We start from the raw sequence: 19,767 nt of genomic DNA on the forward strand, positions 1-19,767 counted from the left end.
TCGCCAAGGTCAGCCGTCCACCGCGCCACGTGAAGGCGGACCGGGTGTACTCCGCCGACGCCCTCGACTTCTTCCGCGACTTGAACCGCGGGTACATGGCCCGCTTGGCGAAAAAGTTCCCAAAAGCCGTCTGAAGATGCCGCAACGCCTGCTGCAACGGCACCGAGGAAACCTCCGCCAGGAAGGCGAGATCCTCACTCTTCTTCCACCGCGTCAGCGCGGCGGACGACTGCGCGTAGGACACACGACGCTGCTCGCCGTACCAGGCCCGGGTCCGCTCCTCCAACGCCATGTTGTACACGACACGGACACAGCCGAACGTACGCGACAGCTCGGCCGCCTGCTCCGCCGCCGGATAGAAGCGGTACCTGAAAGCCCGCTTAACCCGCTGCGCCATATCTCACACGGTATCAAATTCCCTCTAAGTGACGGCTGTCGGCCGGTGGGCGGTCCACGCCGGTCCGCCCCGCCGACGAACCGGCATTCCCTGCCCTGCTCCGCAGGAGCCTCGTTTCCTCCCTGGCCTGAAGGCCGGGGTATCCACGAAGGAGAAACCCGATGATGTCCATCCGTCCGCCTCGCCGGCGCAGCACCGCGCGACGGCTCCCGGCCGCTCTGGCGGGGGCCACGGCCGGCCTTCTGGTCGCCGGACTCGCCGCCTCCCCCGCCGAGGCCGACCCCGGCGCCACGACAACTCCGGGCACGGTCGCCCGGACCGCCGGCCACTCCCGCTTCGTACCGGGCCCCTGTCCACGGACCGCGGACCCCGTCCCCGCTCTGGACGGGGCGCACTGCGGCACCCTCACCGTGCCCGAGAACCGCTCCCGCCCCCGAGGGCGGAAGATCACCCTCTCCGTCGCCATCGTGCCGGCCGCCACCCGCAGACACGCGTCCGACCCGATCGTATGGTTCGCCGGCGGGCCCGGCGACGACGCCGTCTCCGAGGTCCAACTGGCCGTCGACGGCGGCCTGAACCGCGACCGGGACGTCATCTTCATGTCCCAGCGAGGCACCTACTCCGCCGATCCGGTGCTCACCTGCCCGAACATCGACGAGTTCAACGCCCGCGCCGTCGGCCTGGTCTACGACGCCCCCTCCACCGGACGTCTGCACGTCCAGGCGACGCGAACCTGCCGCGACCAACTGGTGCGGCGCACCAAGGACCTCGGCGCCTACAACACCACCGAGAGCGCCGCCGACTACGCCGACCTCCGCGTCGCCCTGGGCATCAAACGCTGGAACGTGTTCGGCATCTCGTACGGCACGGACCTGGCGCTGACCTACATGCGCACGCACCCGCAGGGCGTCCGGTCCGTCGGCATCGACGGTGTGCTGCCGCCGTCCCTGGCCGGGGGCGCCGTCACCTGGAAGGCCGCGCGCGAGGGCTTCGACGGCCTGTTCGCGGCCTGTGCGCAGCAGCCCGCGTGCAACCGGCGCTACCCCCATCTGTCGAGGACCTTCCAGGGCCTGGTGAGCAAGCTCGAAGCCCATCCGGTCACCACCCACGTCACCGTCCCCGGACAGCCCGGACCGGTGAAGGTCGTCATCGACGGCGGCACCCTGGTGACCTGGCTGACCTCCGCCACCCATGTGGCGCCCGGAGTGCCGCGTTCCATCGACGAGTTGGCGCACGGCAACCCGCAGCGCATCGCCGAGCAGTGGGCCGGGGGCAAGCTCAGCCCGCAGGCCGTCGGCCGGGTCGCGCACGGGCTCTCCTACGGCGTCTTCTGCGGCGAGTGGACTCCGTACGAGACCGAGGCCGAGGTGCTCCGGGCGGGACGGCGCGTGTTCCCCACGTTCCCGCGCTCGGTCCTCGCCAGCGCGCCGCAGCTCCCGTTCCTCCACGACGACTGCCGCGCCTGGAACGTCCCCGCGCAACCGCGTGCCGTCCGCAGCGTGGTGCGCAGTGACATCCCCACCCTGGTCATGTCGGCCGGGTTCGACGCGCAGACCGCGCCGAGCAACGGCCCCTACGTGGCCCGCACCCTGCCCCGCGCCACCACCGTGACCGTCCCGTACGTCGCTCATGTGGCCTTCGCCGAATCACCCTGCGCGCAGACGATCACCCAGTCGTTCTTCGACGCGCCCACGTCGGCGGACACGTCCTGCCTCGCGGGTCTTCGGCCCCCGCAGTTCGAGATCGCGCCGTAGAAGACGACCCAGCACTCCCCTCCAGGGGACCGGGGCGGGCGAGCAGCCGGAAGTCACGGCGCTCGCCCGCCCCTTCGCGCTGCGCCTGCCGCGCTGCCTGCGACGTTGGGCTGTGGCATCGGCCATGTGCCCTTCTCGGAAGACCTGGCGGGCCGGAGCACGAGCAGATGCTTCGGCGCGTACCGCGAACGTCGTCTGACGGCAGGTCATGGACCCCTTGGCCGAGCTGCGTTGTCAGTGGTGGGCGATACGTTCGGTGTCTTGGAACCGCTGTTGCACGACAGGAGTGGACGATGACCGAGAGCAGTGTGCTGCCCGCACTCAGGGTGGTGCTGACGGACGTCAACGAGCGTGTGGTGGAGGCGTGGCGCGCCGCGTTCGCCGACACCCCCGGCATCGAGATCCGCAAGGGCTCGATCCTCGACGAGGACGTCGACGCCTGGGTCACCCCCACCAACTCCCGGGGCCGCATGGACGGCGGGGTCGACGCCGTCATCAAGCGGTACCTGGGGTCCGGCATCCAGGTGCGCGTCCAGCGGGCGATCCGTGACCGGTTCGCCGGACCCATGCCGGTGGGCAGCGCGGTCTGCGTCCCGTCCGGCGCGGCCGTTCCCCGCTACCTGATATCGACGCCGACGATGCTGGGGTCCTCGCAGAATGTGAGTGCCACGCTGAACGTGGCGCTGGCGTGCGCGGCTGCTTTCCAGGCCGTGCACCGGCAGAACCGGAAGAAGCCGGGCAGCATCCGGTCCGTGGCACTGGTCGGGTTGGGGGCGCAGACCGGCCAGGTACCGGCGCGGGTGTGCGCCAATCTGATGTGGACCGGCTACACGCTCTTCCACGACCACTGGTTCGAGGACGACGACGAGCTGCGCTCCACGATCATCTCCCAGTCGCACGGAATCGAGAACGCGCCCGTCGACCAGCGGGTACGCATCGTGCCACCGGCGTCCGCCATGCCGGCGCCAGGAACTCCCAGTCCCTCCTCTCCTTCTGACGCGACGAACGAAAGCGCCTCCGCCATGACCGGATCGATCACCGGCGTCCCGGCTCCGGGCGAGCCGCCGCAGCCCCAGCCCGGTGCGAACGACCCCCTCGCCCTGACCGGGCTCTTCGACGGCGGCGGGGAGTCCTGGCTCCCGTTGCTGAAGCCGGTCATCGAGGCGCAGCCGGACGCCGCGCGGTTCATCGGGAAGGGCCGCAGCTCTGAGGTGGTCCCGGTCCGCGAGCTGACCTTCCAGGCGCTCAAGCCGAACCCGCCGCACAAGTGGAAGGTCGTGGTCTTCGGTCAGAACCCGTATCCGCGGCCCGAGAGCGCCACCGGCATAGCCATGTTCGACAACACCTTCAGCGACTGGAAGGACAGTCAGTTCGGCCGGGTCGTCAGCATCCGGTGCCTCATCAAGGCGGCGGCGATGTGGAAGTACGGCATCGTCAAGAAAACGCCGATCGCCGACGTGCGGGCGCTGCTGAAGGAGCGGGACACGGTCCAGCCGCCGGAGTGGTTCCAGGCGATGCTGACACAGGGCGTGCTCCTGCTGAACGCGTCTCTGACCGCGAGCGGTGACGGGGCGATGGGGGCCGACCAGCACACGGCGTTCTGGCGGCCGGTCGCCGAGCGGATCGTCGAGGAAATCCTCAAGGCCAAGCAGGACGCGGCCGAGGAGGACCGCGGGGTCGTGTTCGCGTGGTGGGGGGCGCACGCCCGCAGCCTGAAGCGGGTTGTCCTGCGGCTCCAGCAGAAGTACCCGGACGTCGAGGTGCGGCACCTGGACCACGCCAACCCGGCGGCGCAGGGCGACATCTTCTGCGAGGGCGACCATTTCACCCAGGTCAACGACGCTCTGGCCTCGTTGGGCGCCGACGGCATCGACTGGCTGCCGAGCAAGGGGTGGAACGGGACGGTGGTCGGCGCGGGCGACGCGAACGGGGGTGTCGCGGCGCGCATGGGCGCTTTCATCGAGTCGACCATGAACCTGCACCAGCTGTACCTGGAACGCCTCACCAGCGTCAAGGACGAGGGCCTGGTCCTGCCCGCGATCACTGGAGTCTTCGACACCCCGCTGATGGACTTCCAGGACGCCGTCGCCCCGGTCTCCGCGGCGCTGTCCGGGCTCGCCGGGCACATCCAGCGCTCCCGCGACTTCGGCAAGAGGCGGGCCGACCAGGTGGCCGTCGTCGGCCCGTCCGCCGACGCGATCGCCGCCCTCCACCTCTACACCTGTGAGTCGGCCTTCTACCGCGAGATCAACAGCGTTCTGCGCTCCCCCGACCGCACCAGGGTCATGCCCTACCTGCCGTACCTGCGACTGCTGTTCTCGGCGGTCTCGAAGCTGCCGGCCTACACACAACCGCTGTGGCGCGGAGTGTCGCTGGATCTTCGGGCGCAGTATCCGGTGGGCCGGACAGTGACCTGGTGGGGCGTGTCCTCCTGTACCTCCGAGCTGACGGTGGCCAGGGCGTTCCTGGGCAGTCGCGGCAAGCGAACTCTCTTCGAGGTGACGCCGGCCCGGGCGGTCGGGATCAAACGCTTCTCCGCCTTCACCGGCGAGGAGGAATACATCCTCACGCCAGGTACCCAGCTCAAGGTCACGGAGGTGAAGAGCGAATCCCGCGGGCTGTGCACCGTCCGGCTGAGCGAGGTCACGGACGTAGCTCCCGTGGTCTCCTGAACCACCCCTCGTTCACGAGGGCCACGGTCGTGGTCGCCGGACGCTCGCGCCCGGCGACCACGTGGCAGAAGCCCATATCGGCAGGGCTGTCGGCCGGGCCGAGGAGATCAGACAGTGCGCGTGGCCCGAGTGCGGGTAGCCAGGGCCTGGGTGAAATTGGCGGCCGCCACGACCTCGGGCCGGCCCACGTATCCGCCGACACTCTCCACCCGCACCACGAGCGCCAGAGGCGACGTCGTGTCGTACGCCTTGGCCAGAGCGCGGATCTCACCGCGGGCGAAGAGCTGGGTCGCACCCGAGGTGGCCAGGAGGGCGCAGCCCGCGATCATGATCAGGCGGCTCCCGGCCGCGAAGGGGTTGTGCGCCAGCACGACGACGGCGTGGTCCACGAGGGTCGCCGTGTCCACGTCCGACTCGCCGTACTCCTCGCCGGTGTCCACGGCGACGATGCGGTACTCCTCGGGGAACTGCCGGAACACGTACGGCGGTTCGAGCCGGTCGGTCAGCAGTGTCCAGATGCCGTTGTGTACCGGCCCGCCGATCACGACCAGGTTCTCCTCGGCGTCCGACGCCATGGCGAAGGCCGTGGCCCTGACGGTCGCCGCCTCGTGCAGCCCCAGGTCCTGGGAGAGGAACTGCCGCAGATTCATGGCCGCGAGGGCATCGGTCTCGGGGATCTTCGGGTACGCGGAGGTCGACCCACCCGACTCCCCTACGACCATCACCACACGCCGGTCGCGGTCCAGCCGCCACACGCGGGCCGCCGGCATCCTCGTCCGGTAGTAGTGGACAAGAGTGCGGCCGAGCCAACCCACGCCGAACGCCAACAACGAGGCCACGAGGTTGAGCACCAGATCCTGCCGCACGACCGGCTCCCCCCGCCCTCGTCTGCACGTCAACGAGCAGTCTGCACCACGGTGTTGGCGGACGAGAAGGGAACAGTGGGACGCGGCGGGACACAAGTGGGGCGGAGCACCTGCGCGACCTGCACACCTCAGCGATCGGCACCCGGCCGAAAGGGGCGTGAACGGCGGCGAGCCCGGACCTCGGCAGAGGATCCGGGCTCGCCGACCGAGACAGCTGCCAGCCGTCAGCCGCAGCGGTTGGTGTGGCTGAAGTCCACGACCACGCGCTCGGGGCTGTGCAGCTTGAGCACCTTGTACGAGGGTTTGGTCTGGAACGCGGTTCCGAAGGAGACGACTCCTTCGAAGTCCCCGGTCAGGGCCAGGCCCTTCAGCTTGTACAACGGGATCTTCACCAGTTTGGGCCCCCGGTACACGGAGTTGCCGGCGCTGTTGTGCGCGACCGCGGGAGAGAGCCTGATGTTCAGGAAGTACTTCCCCGCGAGCGGGACCTTCCTGCCGGAGGGGTCGTAGCGGAGGGTGCTGACCCGGCTCACGGCGACGGACGGGGTACCGCCCTGGATGTCGATGACGAGCCGGTCGTAGGTGCAGTGTCCGGCCCAGCGGGCGTTGACGACACGGGCGGGTGACGTAGGCGTGGCGGCCGCGTTCGGCGTGACGGCCGCGGAGGCGGGGATCGTGGCGCCGACGGCGGCGAGAAGGGTGCCGGCGACTATGGCTGTGCGGGATGGGTGATGGTGCATGACGCCCCCAGTTGCTCCTGGTGAAGGGGACACACTATTTCACTAGCGTAGACACCTTCAGGGGCCGAACGGTTGCATTGCCGGAGACTTGTTCTGGGCGTTCGCCCGCGCCCCGGCGACCGGGATCACGCTCCGGCGGCTGCCGAACGCACGGCCGCATGGACGGCCCTCGCGAGACGGGCACCCCACAGGGAGCGGGGCCCGGCGAAGGCGTGCGCCTCTTCCCCGGGACGCGGGGTACGGGCGGCGACGCACACGGCGTCGGTGGGCGTGCCGGAGCAGTCGTACCCGGCGTCGAGCAGGGCCTGCACCTTGGCCTCGGTGACCGTGCTCACCGTGTTGACCAGAGCGGCGTCACCGAGTGCCACGGGAAGCGCCGCGACGATGTTGATCGTGCCCGGCGCCGCGGGATGGCGGACGGGCTCGGCGGGGGCCGCGGCCCAGCCCCGTACCCCCACTCCCGCTGTCACGACCGCGTCCACACCGCTGTCGTGGGCGTCGGCGTACCGGCTGACGTCGGCAGCCGTCATCAGGCCGACCCCCGGCCCGCTCGCGCCGGCGGCACGGGCCAGTTCGGCGAGGTGCCGGGCCGGGTCGGTGCGCCGGTAGCCGTGGGAGACCTGGGCGTTCAGGACCCACTCGCGTTCCGCGATGCCGCCGCCGAGGACCGCGCTGCTGATCATCCGCCATCCGGCGCCCGCCCGCCAGAACAGTGCGTTCAACTCGTCGCCGTCCTCGACACGGGGGAGCCGCTGCACGCGGATGAGACCGGCGACGGGTCGCGGCGGCGGGACGACTGCGGTCACCGGGCGGAACTCCTTGCGGGGGGGGAACGGCTTGATCGTACGCGTGGCCAGCCTCCTACTGCGCTGGCGCCGTGGCCGGCGAGGGCTCCCAGAGGAGAGGTCAGCTTCCGCATGTCGAGCCGGTAGGCGCCGGCGGGCGGCATCCCTCCGCCCGGCATCGGTGCCACGGGCAGAAAGCGCCCGTCGGCGGCACCGGCACGGCCACCGAACGCGCCTGAACCAGCGCGCGCCGTCGGGCTCGGATACCTGGCAGCCGAGCGTGTCACGGCTAGGGTGCATCTCCGACGTACCGTCACGAAAGGATCTTCCGTGGGCTCTCGTCTCAATCCCTACATCAGCTTCTCCGGTGACGCCAGGCAGGCCCTGACCTTCTATCAGGAGGTCTTCGGCGGTGAGCTGGCGCTCAGCGAGTTCGGCGCCTTCGGTTCCGAGGCGCCGCCCGGATTCGCCGACAAGATCATGCACGGCATGCTGGAGGCCCCCAACGGCTTCACCATCATGGGCGCGGATGTCCCGCCGGGAATGGAACGCAAAGCGGGCAACAACTTCGCCGTGAGTCTGAGCGGCGACGACGCCGAGGACCTGCGCGGCTACTGGGCCAAGCTGTCCGCCGACGGCAAGGTGTCGGTCCCGCTGGAGAAGCAGATGTGGGGCGACACGTTCGGCATGTGTACGGACCGGTTCGGCGTCGAGTGGATGGTCAACATCACCGCCGCTCCCTCGGCCTGAGCCGTCCGGAGGTCCCTTCCCGGCCCGTCCCGGGTCTCGCCGGCCACCCGGCGCGGCAAGCGGCCGCCGTGCGGGGTGGCCGGGGCCCTCCCACCCCGAGCTGACCGGAGTCAACCGGAGTGCAGGACCCGGAACTGATCGAGGTCGGCCCCGTCCCGCTCCACGACCTGGACCGGTGCCCACGCCCACTGCCAGACGCCGATGCCCGGCACGCGGGAGAACCGGATCCGCCCGCGTGTCCCCTCGACGTCGACAACAGGCCAGGACGCGGCGATGTCCGCCCGGTCCGTGCCCTGGGAGCGCAGGATGTCCGCGAGGACGTTGACCGTGTCGTAGCCCTCGAAGGCGACGAAGGAGGGCGCCCGGCCCAGCTCCTCTCGCAAAGCCGACTCGACGCGCGCGCCCAGGGAACTCAGACGCTCCGACAGATACCGCAGGAACGGGACGCCGGTTCCGTCGGCGCCCGACCGCGTGACCCATTCGGTGAACTCCGGCTGCCCTGCCGGGGCGCCGATCATCATCCCGGGCAGCCGCTTGTCGCGGCGGACCGCCTCGACGATGGACACGGCGGGCTCCGGATGCCCGACCAGGAGAAGCAGTGCCGTCACGCCCTGACCGACGAGTTCGTCGCACACGGCCGCGGGAGTCAGCGCCCGCATGTCGAGTTCGACGACGGAACCGCCGTGTGGGGCGAGGCGGTCGCGCAGGATGCCGGCCCCGGACGCCCAGTAGACACTCGGTTCGGCCGCCACGGCGATGCGGCTGTGCCCCGCGCCGAGGAGGAAGTCCGCGTAGATCCTCCAGCCGTGGGACTGCGCCGGGGCGAGCCGCGCGACCCATGGCGTCGGCTGCTCGGTCAGCGTGTCGAGAACCGCCGACGAACAGAGGAACGGCACACCGAGGGCATCGGCCCTCGTGGCGGCGGCGCGCGCGACGACGCTGTGATACTCCCCCGCCAGGGCGGCCACGCCCAGCCCGGCGAGTTCGTCCACGGCCGCCGCGGCCTTGCGCGGATCGGCCGCGGTGTCCCGTACGACCAGTTCGAGGGGTCTCCCGGCGATCCCGCCGGTGCCGTTGACCTCACTTACGGCCCGTTCGAGTCCGGCGAGCAGATGGCGGCCCGCCTCGGCCCAGCCGGGCCGGGTCAGCGGTACGAGAGCGCCGATCCGGACGGAGGATCGGTCGGTCCGCGTGCCCGCGGACGTCGACTCCGACGGGGAGACGGGCGGTGTGGGTGGCGGCGGCATGTGTCGGTGTCTCCCTGTGGACCGTGTACTGCGCTCCGTGGGCGCCAGGTCGGGCCGTCGAGGCGGTCGGCCGCGGAGCGGTGTGGTGCCACTCCGCGGCCGGACCTGGGTCGCTCCAGGAGGTTACTTGCACTCCTACTGACAGGTGACGGTGATCGGGGCGCGCACGCTGCGGCGGGGCAGCGTGATCGTCAGCAGCTTCGAGCCGGCGTCCCAGTGGTACGCCTGCGGGGACAGGTTCACGCCGGTCGCCGAGACCTTGGCGGGGGCGTGCGCCGCCATGAGGGCGATCGTCCACCGGCGGTTCTTGACCTGACCGGGGAAGGAGCCCCGCGCCGGACCGATCGACACCGTGTGGCGCTCCCCCTTCTGCCGGTACCGGATCGTCGTCGTGGCGCTCCTGCTCTTCTTGCTGGTGACTCCGTCGTCCTCGTACAGGTGGAACGACCCCGCCCGACCGGCGGCGATGGTGAGCGTGACGTCGGTGAGCGGGTTCTTGTCGTCGCCGGTCACGTCGTGGGTGCGGGTGGCCAGGATGCCGCCCGCCTTGACGAAGACCGGCATGGAGTCCAGGCCGGTGGTGACGTCGCGGGTGCCCCCGCCGGTGTAGGTCTCACCGGTGAAGTAGTTCGTCCACCGGCCGGGCGGGAACCATACCGAGGTGGTGGCGGAGGTTCCCGGCGTGGTCACGGGCGCGACGAGGAGGTCGGAGCCGTAGAAGTACTCGCTGCCGGCGGTGGCGTACGCCTGGGGTTCGTCGGGGTACTCCAGGTAGGTGGGGCGGACGATGGGCACGCCGGTGCGGTTCGCCTCCTCGGCGAGCGTGTACGTGTAAGGCACCAGGTTCTCGCGGAGGTTGAGGAACCTGTCGGCCGACTGCCGGGCCGCGGGCCCGTACTGCCAGGGCAGCCGGTCGCTGTGGTTGCTGTGCAGCCGGTCGACGGGCTGGAACGTACCGAACTGGACCCAGCGGGCGTACAGGTCGTCGGGCAGTTTGTGCGTGGTGCGGCTCTGTCCGCCCTCGGTGTACTTCTCCGAACCGGTCAGCCCTGTCGTGTCGTTGTGCCCGCCGATGTCGTGCGTGATGGCCGCCATCCCGGTCGCGGCGGACTCTCCGGGGGTGTAGCCGACCTCGAACTTCAACGCGCCCCAGGTCGAGGAGGTGTCGCCGGTGAAGTGGACGGTGCTGCGTTTGTCGGCCCACGGCCCGGTCGGCAGTCCCTGCTGGCCGCTGTATCCGGCCGCCTGGAGCGAGCCGTAGGCACGGGAGAGGACGAATCCGCGGCCGAGGTTCGCGGAACTGGCGGTGGCGTACTGCTGGTTGATCCAGGCGTCGGGTGTGACGCCCCGCAGCGACGACTGCGACGCGTCGCAGCACCAGTCGAGCCACCAGAAGTCGTTGCCCTGCCGGTCCATGGTCCGGTGCAGGTCCATGTACGCCTTGAGCTGGTCCGGGTCGCCGAAGTCGAACGTGTAGCAGTTGTTCTCGACGGCGGCACCCGAGGCACAACCCCCCTTGGTCAGCTTGCCCTTGGCCGTGGCCTGTGCCTGGGCGAACTGGGGATCGGACGCGAGGATGCTGGGGTGCACGTTGAGGGTGTTGCGCAGTCCTTGCGCGGCGGACCAGTCGAAGAAGCCCTGGGGGTCGGGGAACTTGGCGGGGTCCATCTCCCAACCGCTCCAGGTGTTAACGGCCTTGAAGTCCGTGTCGGTCACCAGGACGTCCAGCGGTGTTCCTTCGGCGCGGAACGCCGGGAGGATGGTGTTCTCGTAGTCCGCCGCGGTGCGGTCGATGTACTCCGAGTACCAGACGCCGTAGGCCCATTGCGGCAGGAGTGCGGGTGGGCCGGTCAGCGTGGCGAGGTCGGTGAGTCCCCGCTTGTAGTCGTGTCCGTAGCCGAAGACGTAGCCGTCCTGGTAGGGCGTGCCGCCGTGGCCGGGGCGGGGGGTCGCCTGGTGAGCGGTGGCGTCGTACACCGCCGACGACGTGTCGTCGAGGAGGTACCAGCCGTCTCGGTTGAGCAGGCCGGGCGTGGTGGGGACGGATTTCTCGTTGCCGGTCACGCCGTCGAGGCCTCGGCGGTATCCGCCGAGCGCGATGTGCGGCGGGGGCGCGGTCGCGCCGGAGGCGGCCACCGAGACGGTGTCCGCGTTGATGTGACAGCTCGCCGTGTCGGGGCAGTTGAGGGTGATGTCGTCGGTGCCCGCGGTGAGGGTGACGGGCAGCGAGGCCGTCTGCCAGTCGTCCCAGTCCTTCGTCGTCGGGAACGTGAGGGCGGTGCTGGTGCCGGCGGCGGACACGGTGGCGGTGCGCTGCTGGTGGAGGCCGTCGCCGCCGACGCCGTTGGCGTACCGGACCCGGAGGGTGTAGACGCCGTCGGCGGGCACGCCGACCACGTGGGTCGTCAGGTTCGATCCCTGGTGGAGGTCTCCGACGAAGCCACTGCCCGCGTATCCCTGGTGATCGGTGGCGGTGATCGCCGTACCGCCGACGCGTCCGGCTTCCGCCTCGCAGCTCGTGCCGTACGCGCAGTCCAGGATCGCGGTGCTGGAGACGGGCGGGTAGGTGTCGCCGGGGCGGACGAGGGCGACGCTGTCGACGTTGACATCGCCGGAGTCCACGGTGGTCCTGGTCAGCGCGAGGGTGTGGTGACCCGCGCCCAGCCGGACGCTCGCCGACGTGGTGTTCCAGGTGTCCCAGTTCGCCGTGACCGGCAGGGAGATCGTCTGCGCCGCGGCGCCGTCCACGGTGAGTGTGAGCGTACGGGTGCGGGTCTGACCGTCTCCGCCACGGGAGTTGGCGTAGCGCAGGTCGAACTGATAAGTCCCGCCGTCCTTGACATCGATGTCAGCGGATGCCGAGCCGCCGGTGCCCTCGAATCCGGCGGCGAATCCGCTCCCGGTGTGGCCGACGTGGTCCGAGGCGACGGAAACCCCGTCGAGACGCAGGCTCTCGGCCTCGCACAGGGCGCCGAGCGCGCACGTCAGGCGCTGCCAGGGAGCGGCGGTCACGGGGGCGCCGCCCGCCACCGACTGTGTCGAGAGGTTCTGGGCGTCGAAGGGCCCCGAGCCAACCTTGTAGCGGAGGCTCATCGCGCTCGTCCTGATCGTGAGCCAGCCGTCGGACGTCGTCGCGCTGTACGCGGCCGGCTCGAACCCGTCGCGGCCGATCGCGTTGAACGTCGGATCGTCGGTGAACTTCTGATCGCCCGCGTATTCGGTACGGATCAGCGTGGGCGAGAGGATTTCGAAGCGGGCGTTCCCCGAGGAGACGGCCGGGACGCCCAGGGTGTGCACGTCACCGGCGGCCGGTAAGTCGGCTCCGGTCAGTGTCATGGCGGCGGACACGGCGAGTGCGGCGGCGACGCCCACCCGCCGTCGTACCAGTCTCAGCCGGCGCCTACTCGACGCCCTCGACGCGTTTGCGGTCTCTGATGTCCTTGACGCGGTCGTCATACTCGCATCCGATCTGCTCTCAGCAGGGAGGCTCGCCCCCTGTGCCGGTCGAGATCCGGAGGTGTCGTACCGCTCGCGAGCAGTGTTCGGGCTGCGGCATCCTCCGGCGGTGCGGCGGTGCGGCGGTGCGGGATGGCACGGGTCTTCGGCCCGCGCCCGAGGAGATCAACCTGGGAATCAGAGCATGTCCGCTCTCACGGTGTCCATAGAGCCTCCCGCGGAGTTGTCGGCCGAAACGCGCTGTCCGCGGCGTTGGCATAAGCCTCCGCCTCAGGGTTTTCGCGCGTTCGTCGCGTCGGGGTAGCGGCGGGCGCGGGCCCAGGCGAGTTGTTCGGCGGCGCTGTTCAGCAGGGTGTCGAGGACGACGGGGTAGGCGCTGTGGGTCATCCGCCCGGCCAGGAGCCGCGCGGTGGCCGCGATGTGCGGGTGGGTGTCCGCGGGCAGTTCGGCGTACGTGGACTGCCACATCTCCTCGTCCGCCACACGGGCCTCGTCCGTCAGCGCCAGCGACCCGGCGTCCAGGGCCGCGAAGGCCAGGGTGAGGTCGATGAACGCGTGGTAGACGACGACCGCGTCCACGTCCGGGAAGCCCGCGCCGCGCAGGATCCCCAGGATCGTCTCGTCCACCGCGATCTCCCGCGGCCGGCCGGTAACCCGGCTGGCGGTCAGCACGGCGGCCTGGGGATGGGCGAGGTAGGAGGCGTGAATGGCCTGGCCGAGCGCCCTCAGGTCGGCCCGCCACTCTCCGGTGGCCGTCCAGGTGTCCAGCGCCCGTCCCGTCAGCTCCTCGCCGATGGCCCTGGTCAGGTCGTCCAGTCCGGCGAAGTAGCGGTACAGGGTGCTCGGGTCGGCACCGAGTGCCGTACCGAGTCTGCGTGCCGTCAGTCCGGTGCTGCCGTGCTCCCGCAGCATCCGCAACGCCGTCTGCACGATCAGCTTCTCGGACAGCACCGTGCCCTGCCGGGTCGGCCGGCGTCTGCGCCGCTCCGTCTCCGGCACCACCTGTTTCGCCATGCCGACCCTTCCTGCTCACCGCGCGCCGACGATCCTTATGCCAACATGATTGACCTTAACCGAGGACATCCCGTTGCATCTGTCCAGCCCGGAGGCATTCGTCTCCGGCGACGAAAGGTGTGTGACATGCGAGTACTTCTCGTGGGCGCGGGCGGCGTGGGCACCGCCGTCACTCGGATCGCGGCCCGCCGTGACTTCCTGACCCACATGGTCGTCGCGGACTACGACCTCGCTCGCGCCGAGGCCGCCGTGGCGGCCCTCAAGGAGCACGGGGACCGGTTCAGCGCGATGCGCCTGGACGCCACCGACCAGGACGCGGTACGCCGTGCGCTCACGGAGCAGAGGTGCGACGCGCTCCTCAACGCGACCGATCCGCGGTTCGTGATGCCTCTGTTCAACGCGGCCCGCGCGGCGGGAACGCACTATCTCGACATGGCGATGTCGCTGTCCGCGCCGCACGCCACGGACCCGTACGAGCAGTGCGGTGTCAAGCTCGGCGACGCGCAGTTCGAACAGGCCGACGCCTGGGAGCGCTCCGGACGGCTGGCGCTGGTCGGCATGGGCGTGGAGCCGGGCCTGTCGGACGTCTTCGCCCGGTACGCGGCCGACGAACTCTTCGACGAGATCGAGGAGATCGGTGTCCGTGACGGCGCCGACCTCACGGTCGAGGGCTACGACTTCGCCCCGTCCTTCAGCATCTGGACGACCATCGAGGAGTGCCTCAATCCCCCGGTGGTCTATGAGAAGGACCGCGGCTGGTTCACCACGGCCCCCTTCAGTGAGCCGGAGGTCTTCGACTTCCCCGAGGGCATCGGTCCGGTGGAGTGCGTCAACGTCGAGCACGAGGAGGTGCTGCTCATCCCCCGCTGGGTCGACGCCCGACGGGTGACGTTCAAGTACGGCCTCGGCGACGACTTCATCGCCAAGCTGAAGACCCTTCACGAGCTGGGTCTGGACTCCACCAGGAAGGTCACCGTCCCCTCGGACAACGGGCCGGTGGAGGTCTCCCCGCGCGATGTCGTCGCCGCGTGTCTGCCCGACCCCGCCACGCTGGGCGACCGCATGACCGGCAAGACCTGTGCGGGCACCTGGGTCAAGGGGACCAAGGACGGTTCGGCCCGCGAGGTCTACCTCTACCACGTGGTCGACAACCAGTGGTCGATGCGCGAGTACGGTTCCCAGGCGGTGGTGTGGCAGACCGCGATCAACCCCGTCATCGCCCTCGAACTCATCGCGGACGGAGCCTGGTCGGCCAGTGGCGTCCTCGGCCCTGAGGCCCTGCCGCCCCGCCCCTTCCTCGACCTGCTCAACGAGTACGGCTCGCCGTGGGGCCTGCGCGAGGAGGGCTGAGCTTCCGGGCGTGCTCCACGGCACACGGCGAGGGCGTCGTCACCGGCGGAAGGTGCGGTATGAAGTCTGCTGTGCATGATCAGACTCCGCCCGCGACCGTCCGCCTGTTCATCGCCCTCGCCCCGCCTGACCACGCGAAGGAGGAACTGGCCCGGGAGCTGCGCCCCGCCTACGGCACCCACCCTCACATGCGGTGGAACCGCATCGAGGACTGGCACATCACCCTGGCGTTCCTGGGGGAGCTGCCGGTCGGGACCGTTGCTCTGCTGCGGCCGCCTCTCGCCGGCCTCGCGGCGGCCCGCCGGCCCCCTTCCCTGGCACTGCGCGGGAGCGGCGACTTCGACGACCGTGTGCTGTGGAGCGGAATCGACGGAGACCTCGACGAACTGCACGCGCTCGCCACGGATGTGCGGACGACCGTGAGGGACTGCGGGATCGTCTTCGAGGAACGACCCTTCCGCCCCCATCTGACGCTGGCCCGCGCCCGCAGGGGAGACCGGTCCTCAACGGGCGAGATCGCCCAGGGACTCGCCGGGTTCACCGGGCGCGAGTGGCCCGCCGAACGTCTGCACCTGGTCGGCAGCAACGTCGGCCGCAGCAGCGGACCGATCCACTACCGCGACATCGCGTCGTGGCCCCTCGGCGACGGGAACTCCCCCGACTCCTGAGGGGCGGATCCCCTTACTCGTCGGAGTCCGGTTTGTTGCGGGCCGCCGCGTAGGCCTGCGCCGGGGTCATGGGGACTCCATTGAGGCTGACCGTCCTGTAAGGGCTGACCTTCGCGCAGGTCTTGGCCTCGTCGGCGGTGGAGGCGTGGGCGTCGGCGACCGCGTTCTTGCCGTCGTCCGAGGCGGACGACGACGATCCGCCGGGGTAGGTGGTGCCGCTGGGCCAGTCGCTGCCGACCACCAGGACCAGACCCGGGCTCGTGCCCTGCCTCAGATGCGAGGCGGACAGCCCGAGGGCCTTGGCGGCCGTCTGGGCCTCGCCCTTCTGACCGGTGCCGTAGGTGAGGGTCGTGGTGGTGGCCGAGACCGGGGCGTTGGCCGTGGTCGTCTCCGGACTGAAGCCGTTCCCCGTGAGCGCGGCCGCGACGACGGAGGCTCGGCCGGTGATCCCCGTGCCGTTCTGCACGGTCACGGCGACCTGCGAGGCGGGCACGGCCGAGGCGCCGGGCTTCTTGGTCGCGGAGGCCGCCGCGGACTTCTTGCCCGACGCGGTGGTCAGCGACTTGTCGTCGGCGATCGTCGCGAACAGGCTCTTCGCGCCCGCCCCCACCACGACACGGTTCTTGTCGGCGGGGTCGGGAGCCGTCTGCATCGTCGTGAACGTCATCCGCTTCGTCGGGACCTTGTCCAGGTCCGAGGCGAGCCCGATCAGCTTCTTCACGGAGCCCAGGCCTTCGTCCACGGTCAGCGCCTTGGTGGCGGCGTCGGCGAGGTGGTAAACGGCGCTGGGGTCGGTGAGGGTGCCCGCGCTCTTGAACTTGCGGATCATCGCGCTGAGGAAGATGTGCTGGGAGACGGTACGGCCCAGGTCGCTGCCGTCGCCGAAGCCGTGCCGGGAACGGACGAACTGCAGGGCCGCGACGCCCTTGAGCGTGTGGCTGCCCTTGGACAGTTTCAGATGCGAGTAGGTGTCGTACACATTGTCGCTGACGCAAACGGAGACGCCGCCGACGGCGTCGGACATCTTGACCACGCCGGAGAAGTCGAGTTTGACGAAGTGGCTGATCGGGATGCTGGTGAGCTGGTGGACCGTCGCCACCTGGCAGGCCGGGCCGTACTGCAGCGCGCTGTTGATCTGCCCGTAGTAGCCGGCCGTCGACTTTCCGGTCTCGCTGTCCTTGCAGGCCGGGACACGCGTCATGGTGTCGCGCGGGATGCTCATCACGGTCGCGTTGGAGCGGTCCGCGGACACGTGCACCACCATCTGCACATCGGCGTTGCTGCCGGTCTGCACCCCGGTCCGGGCGCAGCCGCCGCCGAGCTTGCAGTCCGCCTTGCTCGTCCGGCCGTCCGAGCCCATCACCAGGATGTCGATCGGGGTACGGCCGAAGGCGTCCGCCTTCTCCGTGCCGCCCTTCCCGTCCAGGGGGAGGGTGTCGATGTTGCCGTTCAGGTGCTCGTAGAACCACCAGCCGACGCCCGCCGTGCCCAGCACCAGGAGCGCGACACATATCCCGGCGGTCCTCAGCACCCGCCTACCGCGTCCCCGGTGCGCCCGCTTGCCGCCGTGTGAGCGGCCTCTGGACGTCAACCGGTCGCCCGGGAGTCTGGTCCCGTCAGGCCGCTTGGTGCGCTGTCCGGGCACCTGGGACGTCCGGTCCCGTGTCGCCTGGCCGCCCGAGCCGTCCCACGGGTCGCTCATCTCCCACTCCCATGAACACTCGGGCCCGTCGGCCCCGTCCCTCAGAGGTACGGCGGCCGGTACTGCGGTCTACGGGCGGATGAAGCGGGCATCTGTCCGGGTTGCGTAGTTGCGCAATCTAACAAAGTGACGGCCCGGTCGGCAGGAATCCTCCGGCGTTTCACGCGTGAGGCATCTCATGTCACCGGTGGGACGCCTGATGGAACCGTCTCCTGAAGGGAGACGTCGGATCGGGCCTTTCCGTTCCGCGGCTGCCCGGGATCCGGCCACGCGGGGCCGCCGAGCAGCCGCAGAGGCGTGCTGTCTGCGCAACGGGACGACGGCCCTCCGCACTCACCGTGAGCGCGCGGTGAGCTGCCGGATCATCACCCTCACCACGGTGACGATGTCGGGGTCGTCGACGTAGTAGACCTGCCGCCGGCCCTCGCGGCGGGACCGCACGAGGCCGGCCAGCTTCAGCTTGGCCAGATGCTGGCTGACCGCCGGAAGCGCGCCACCGACCCGGTCGGCGAGACCCGTGACGTCACATTCGCCCTGCGACAGCGCCCACATCAGGTGCAGCCGGGCCGAGGAGGCGAGCAGCCCGAACGCGGCGGCCGCGTCGGCGAGAACCTCGGCGGAAGGATCCTCGACACCACCGGCGTTCCCGGTCACAGCCTTCACCCGCTCACTTCACGGCCTCACTCGTGCGCCGCCCCAGTCTAGGTCCGGGGACCCGGCGCGTTCCGGAAGGTTCGCCAGCGCGGTGCCTCGTCGTCGGGAACGTCCGGGGAAGCGAAGTGGAACGGCACCGCGAGGAAGTCCGCCAGCGCCCGGCCCGCCTCCGTGGCGGCGGCGCCCGGCAGGGGCCCGCCGCACCGTTGGTGGACGATCGCCAGGTTTCCGTCCCCGGCCGGGTCGTCCAGGACCGCGACGAGCACCACGAACCAGCCGTGCACGGTGTCGCCGTCCCACGGTGCCTCGACCGCGGCGATCCTGCCCGGAAAGGCCGGCACGGCGCTCCCCCAAGTTGACCGTCAACGCCTCTCCGGAACCGGTCAAAAAAGGCAGGACCTTGACGGTCACCGGCCCGCTGTCCCGTGCCGACTGGGACACCCACACCTACACGGGCTACGCCGCCCAGCCGGTGCAGGTTCGTGAGATCGATGGTGACGAGGGCCGGCGGCTGCTGCGGATCATCCGCCGGGGCGCCGGGCCGGTGGTGACCTGGCGGCGGGCCCAGATGGTTCTGCTGTCCGCGCAGGGCATGCCGGTGGCGAGGATCGCCGAGGTGTCGTTCACCAGCGCCGACCGGATCAGAGACGTGATCCACAATTTCAACACGGACGGCTTCGACTCGCTGTATCCGAAGTACTCCGGTGGTCGGCCGAAGACGTTCACTCTGCCGGAACGACGTGAGATCAAGAAGATCGCCAAGTCCAAGCCGACCGAGCACGAGCTGCCGTTCTCGACCTGGAGCCTGACCAAGCTGGCGGACTTCCTGGTCGCAGAGGGGGTGGTCGACGACATCAGCCACAAGGGCCTGCGCATCCTGCTCCGCGAGGAAGGCGTCTCCATTCAACGCCTGAAGACCTGGAAGGCCTCCCGCGATCCGGACTATGCGGCCAAAAAGGCCCGCGTCGAGCACCTCTACGCGATCGCCGACGGCGAGGTCATACCCGAGGACGGCGAACCCGAAGTCATCTTCTGCATGGACGAGTTCGAGCCGCTCAACCTGATGCCCCACCCGGGCCGGCAGTGGGCCGAACGCGGAGGCAAACACATGGACCCCGACCGTGAGCCCCGCCGACGGCGCCGGGCGACCTACAACCGCTACGGCGGGGTCCGGCACCTGTTCGCCGCCCTGGACCTGACCAAGGACAAGTTCTACGGCCACATAAAGCCGATCAAGAGGCGGACCCAGTTCCTGGAGTTCTGCCGCTACCTCCGCACGCTCTACCCCACGAGAGGTGCGGATCGCGATCGTCAGCGACAACTTCTCCCCGCACTTGACCACAAAGAAGTGCCAGCGCGTCGGCACCTGGGCTGCGGCAAACAACGTTGAGATGGCCTACACCCCGACCAACAGCTCCTGGCTCAACCGCATTGAGGCCCAGTTCACCGCCCTGCGCTACTTCACCCTCGACGGCACCGACCACGCCAGCCACAAAGAGCAGGGCAGCATGATCCGCCGCTACATCGTCTGGCGAAACCGCCGCGCCGACGACCAGCGCTTACGCGCCGTCGTCGGCAGGGCGAACGTTGCTTGATGCGGCACTAGCTAGGCGAGTCTCGTCGCGCAACAGGCCACTTGAGCGAGGGCCGAGGTACAGGGCCAGTAGGACCGTGCCCTTGTGCCGATGCCTGCTGGCATGCGGTGCGCAAGC

General features: G+C 70.0%; 15 protein-coding genes and 2 pseudogenes. 7 read left to right on the plus strand and 10 right to left on the minus strand.

Features of this window, described 5'->3' with window-relative positions; all coding sequences use genetic code 11:
- The coding region (locus tag ACWEBX_RS31260) for an RNA-guided endonuclease InsQ/TnpB family protein (RefSeq protein ID WP_451888151.1) at positions 1 to 397 on the minus strand (397 nt) is incomplete at its 3' end.
- 161 nt (positions 398 to 558) lie between these two features.
- Between ACWEBX_RS31260 and ACWEBX_RS31265 the strand changes: the two genes are divergently transcribed.
- Both ACWEBX_RS31265 and ACWEBX_RS31270 read left to right on the plus strand, forming a co-directional pair.
- Positions 559 to 2,151, plus strand: a complete 1,593-nt coding sequence (locus ACWEBX_RS31265; protein WP_451888152.1) for an alpha/beta fold hydrolase — start codon at positions 559 to 561, stop codon at positions 2,149 to 2,151.
- A 293-nt stretch (positions 2,152 to 2,444) separates the two neighbouring features.
- Positions 2,445 to 4,823 carry an ADP-ribosyltransferase domain-containing protein gene (locus tag ACWEBX_RS31270; RefSeq protein ID WP_451888153.1) on the plus strand — a complete coding sequence of 793 codons (2,379 nt, stop codon included), beginning with the start codon at positions 2,445 to 2,447 and terminating at the stop codon, positions 4,821 to 4,823.
- A gap of 107 nt (positions 4,824 to 4,930) precedes the next feature.
- On the opposite strand, the gene ACWEBX_RS31275 is transcribed toward ACWEBX_RS31270, so the two are convergent.
- The 3 genes from ACWEBX_RS31275 to ACWEBX_RS31285 all read right to left on the minus strand — a co-directional run bounded on the left by ACWEBX_RS31275 (position 4,931) and on the right by ACWEBX_RS31285 (position 7,235).
- Positions 4,931 to 5,689, minus strand: a complete 759-nt coding sequence (locus tag ACWEBX_RS31275; RefSeq protein ID WP_451888154.1) for a hypothetical protein — start codon at positions 5,687 to 5,689, stop codon at positions 4,931 to 4,933.
- Positions 5,690 to 5,913: 224 nt separating this feature from the next.
- Positions 5,914 to 6,429: an AMIN-like domain-containing (lipo)protein gene (locus ACWEBX_RS31280; protein WP_451888155.1), complete on the minus strand. Its 516-nt coding sequence runs from the start codon at positions 6,427 to 6,429 to the stop codon at positions 5,914 to 5,916.
- 125 nt (positions 6,430 to 6,554) lie between these two features.
- Complete coding sequence (locus ACWEBX_RS31285) at positions 6,555 to 7,235, minus strand: adenosylcobinamide amidohydrolase (RefSeq protein WP_451888156.1); 681 nt, start codon at positions 7,233 to 7,235, stop codon at positions 6,555 to 6,557.
- Positions 7,236 to 7,544: 309 nt separating this feature from the next.
- On the opposite strand from ACWEBX_RS31285, the gene ACWEBX_RS31290 reads away from it, so the two are divergent.
- Complete coding sequence (locus ACWEBX_RS31290; RefSeq protein ID WP_451888157.1) at positions 7,545 to 7,964, plus strand: VOC family protein; 420 nt, start codon at positions 7,545 to 7,547, stop codon at positions 7,962 to 7,964.
- A gap of 110 nt (positions 7,965 to 8,074) precedes the next feature.
- Here the strand turns inward: ACWEBX_RS31290 and ACWEBX_RS31295 are convergent, their stop codons facing one another.
- From ACWEBX_RS31295 to ACWEBX_RS31305, 3 genes are all read right to left on the minus strand, one after another.
- Complete coding sequence (locus ACWEBX_RS31295) at positions 8,075 to 9,211, minus strand: ABC transporter substrate-binding protein (RefSeq protein WP_451888158.1); 1,137 nt, start codon at positions 9,209 to 9,211, stop codon at positions 8,075 to 8,077.
- A 135-nt stretch (positions 9,212 to 9,346) separates the two neighbouring features.
- Positions 9,347 to 12,547, minus strand: coding sequence for a TIM-barrel domain-containing protein (locus ACWEBX_RS31300; protein ID WP_451888165.1), 3,201 nt, complete (start codon positions 12,545 to 12,547; stop codon positions 9,347 to 9,349).
- Between the two features lie 390 nt (positions 12,548 to 12,937).
- On the minus strand, positions 12,938 to 13,681 hold the full coding sequence (locus tag ACWEBX_RS31305) for a TetR/AcrR family transcriptional regulator (protein WP_451888159.1): 744 nt from the start codon (positions 13,679 to 13,681) through the stop codon (positions 12,938 to 12,940).
- A gap of 126 nt (positions 13,682 to 13,807) precedes the next feature.
- On the opposite strand from ACWEBX_RS31305, the gene ACWEBX_RS31310 reads away from it, so the two are divergent.
- The gene (locus ACWEBX_RS31310) at positions 13,808 to 15,031 is read left to right on the plus strand and encodes a saccharopine dehydrogenase family protein (protein WP_451888160.1); all 1,224 of its coding nucleotides are present in this window, start codon (positions 13,808 to 13,810) and stop codon (positions 15,029 to 15,031) included.
- 71 nt (positions 15,032 to 15,102) lie between these two features.
- Positions 15,103 to 15,699, plus strand: a complete 597-nt coding sequence (gene thpR / locus ACWEBX_RS31315) for an RNA 2',3'-cyclic phosphodiesterase (protein WP_451888161.1) — start codon at positions 15,103 to 15,105, stop codon at positions 15,697 to 15,699.
- A 13-nt stretch (positions 15,700 to 15,712) separates the two neighbouring features.
- Here the strand turns inward: thpR and ACWEBX_RS31320 are convergent, their stop codons facing one another.
- The 3 genes from ACWEBX_RS31320 to ACWEBX_RS31330 all read right to left on the minus strand — a co-directional run bounded on the left by ACWEBX_RS31320 (position 15,713) and on the right by ACWEBX_RS31330 (position 18,396).
- Positions 15,713 to 17,401: an LCP family protein gene (locus ACWEBX_RS31320; RefSeq protein ID WP_451888162.1), complete on the minus strand. Its 1,689-nt coding sequence runs from the start codon at positions 17,399 to 17,401 to the stop codon at positions 15,713 to 15,715.
- A gap of 333 nt (positions 17,402 to 17,734) precedes the next feature.
- Positions 17,735 to 18,055: an ArsR/SmtB family transcription factor gene (locus ACWEBX_RS31325; RefSeq protein WP_451888163.1), complete on the minus strand. Its 321-nt coding sequence runs from the start codon at positions 18,053 to 18,055 to the stop codon at positions 17,735 to 17,737.
- A gap of 47 nt (positions 18,056 to 18,102) precedes the next feature.
- On the minus strand, positions 18,103 to 18,396 hold the full coding sequence (locus ACWEBX_RS31330; RefSeq protein ID WP_451888164.1) for a hypothetical protein: 294 nt from the start codon (positions 18,394 to 18,396) through the stop codon (positions 18,103 to 18,105).
- Here ACWEBX_RS31330 and ACWEBX_RS31335 point away from each other — a divergent pair.
- Positions 18,396 to 18,539: pseudogene (locus ACWEBX_RS31335) on the plus strand (calcium-binding protein); the annotation flags it as partial. The gene ACWEBX_RS31330 and the pseudogene ACWEBX_RS31335 sit on opposite strands and share 1 nt — an antisense overlap.
- Positions 18,528 to 19,650: pseudogene (locus ACWEBX_RS31340) on the plus strand (IS630 family transposase). The pseudogenes ACWEBX_RS31335 and ACWEBX_RS31340, both read left to right, overlap by 12 nt.
- Positions 19,651 to 19,767: the final 117 nt, after the last annotated feature.

Source organism: Streptomyces sp. NPDC005070, assembly GCF_053600395.1.

Coding starts and splice junctions, on each gene's coding strand:
- ACWEBX_RS31265 (WP_451888152.1), top strand. CDS start 559: ATGATGTCCATCCGTCCGCCTCGCCGGCGCAGCACCGCGCGACGGCTC.
- ACWEBX_RS31270 (WP_451888153.1), top strand. CDS start 2,445: ATGACCGAGAGCAGTGTGCTGCCCGCACTCAGGGTGGTGCTGACGGAC.
- ACWEBX_RS31280 (WP_451888155.1), bottom strand. CDS start 6,429: ATGCACCATCACCCATCCCGCACAGCCATAGTCGCCGGCACCCTTCTC.
- ACWEBX_RS31295 (WP_451888158.1), bottom strand. CDS start 9,211: ATGCCGCCGCCACCCACACCGCCCGTCTCCCCGTCGGAGTCGACGTCC.
- ACWEBX_RS31300 (WP_451888165.1), bottom strand. CDS start 12,547: ATGACACTGACCGGAGCCGACTTACCGGCCGCCGGTGACGTGCACACC.
- ACWEBX_RS31305 (WP_451888159.1), bottom strand. CDS start 13,681: ATGGCGAAACAGGTGGTGCCGGAGACGGAGCGGCGCAGACGCCGGCCG.
- ACWEBX_RS31310 (WP_451888160.1), top strand. CDS start 13,808: ATGCGAGTACTTCTCGTGGGCGCGGGCGGCGTGGGCACCGCCGTCACT.
- ACWEBX_RS31320 (WP_451888162.1), bottom strand. CDS start 17,401: ATGAGCGACCCGTGGGACGGCTCGGGCGGCCAGGCGACACGGGACCGG.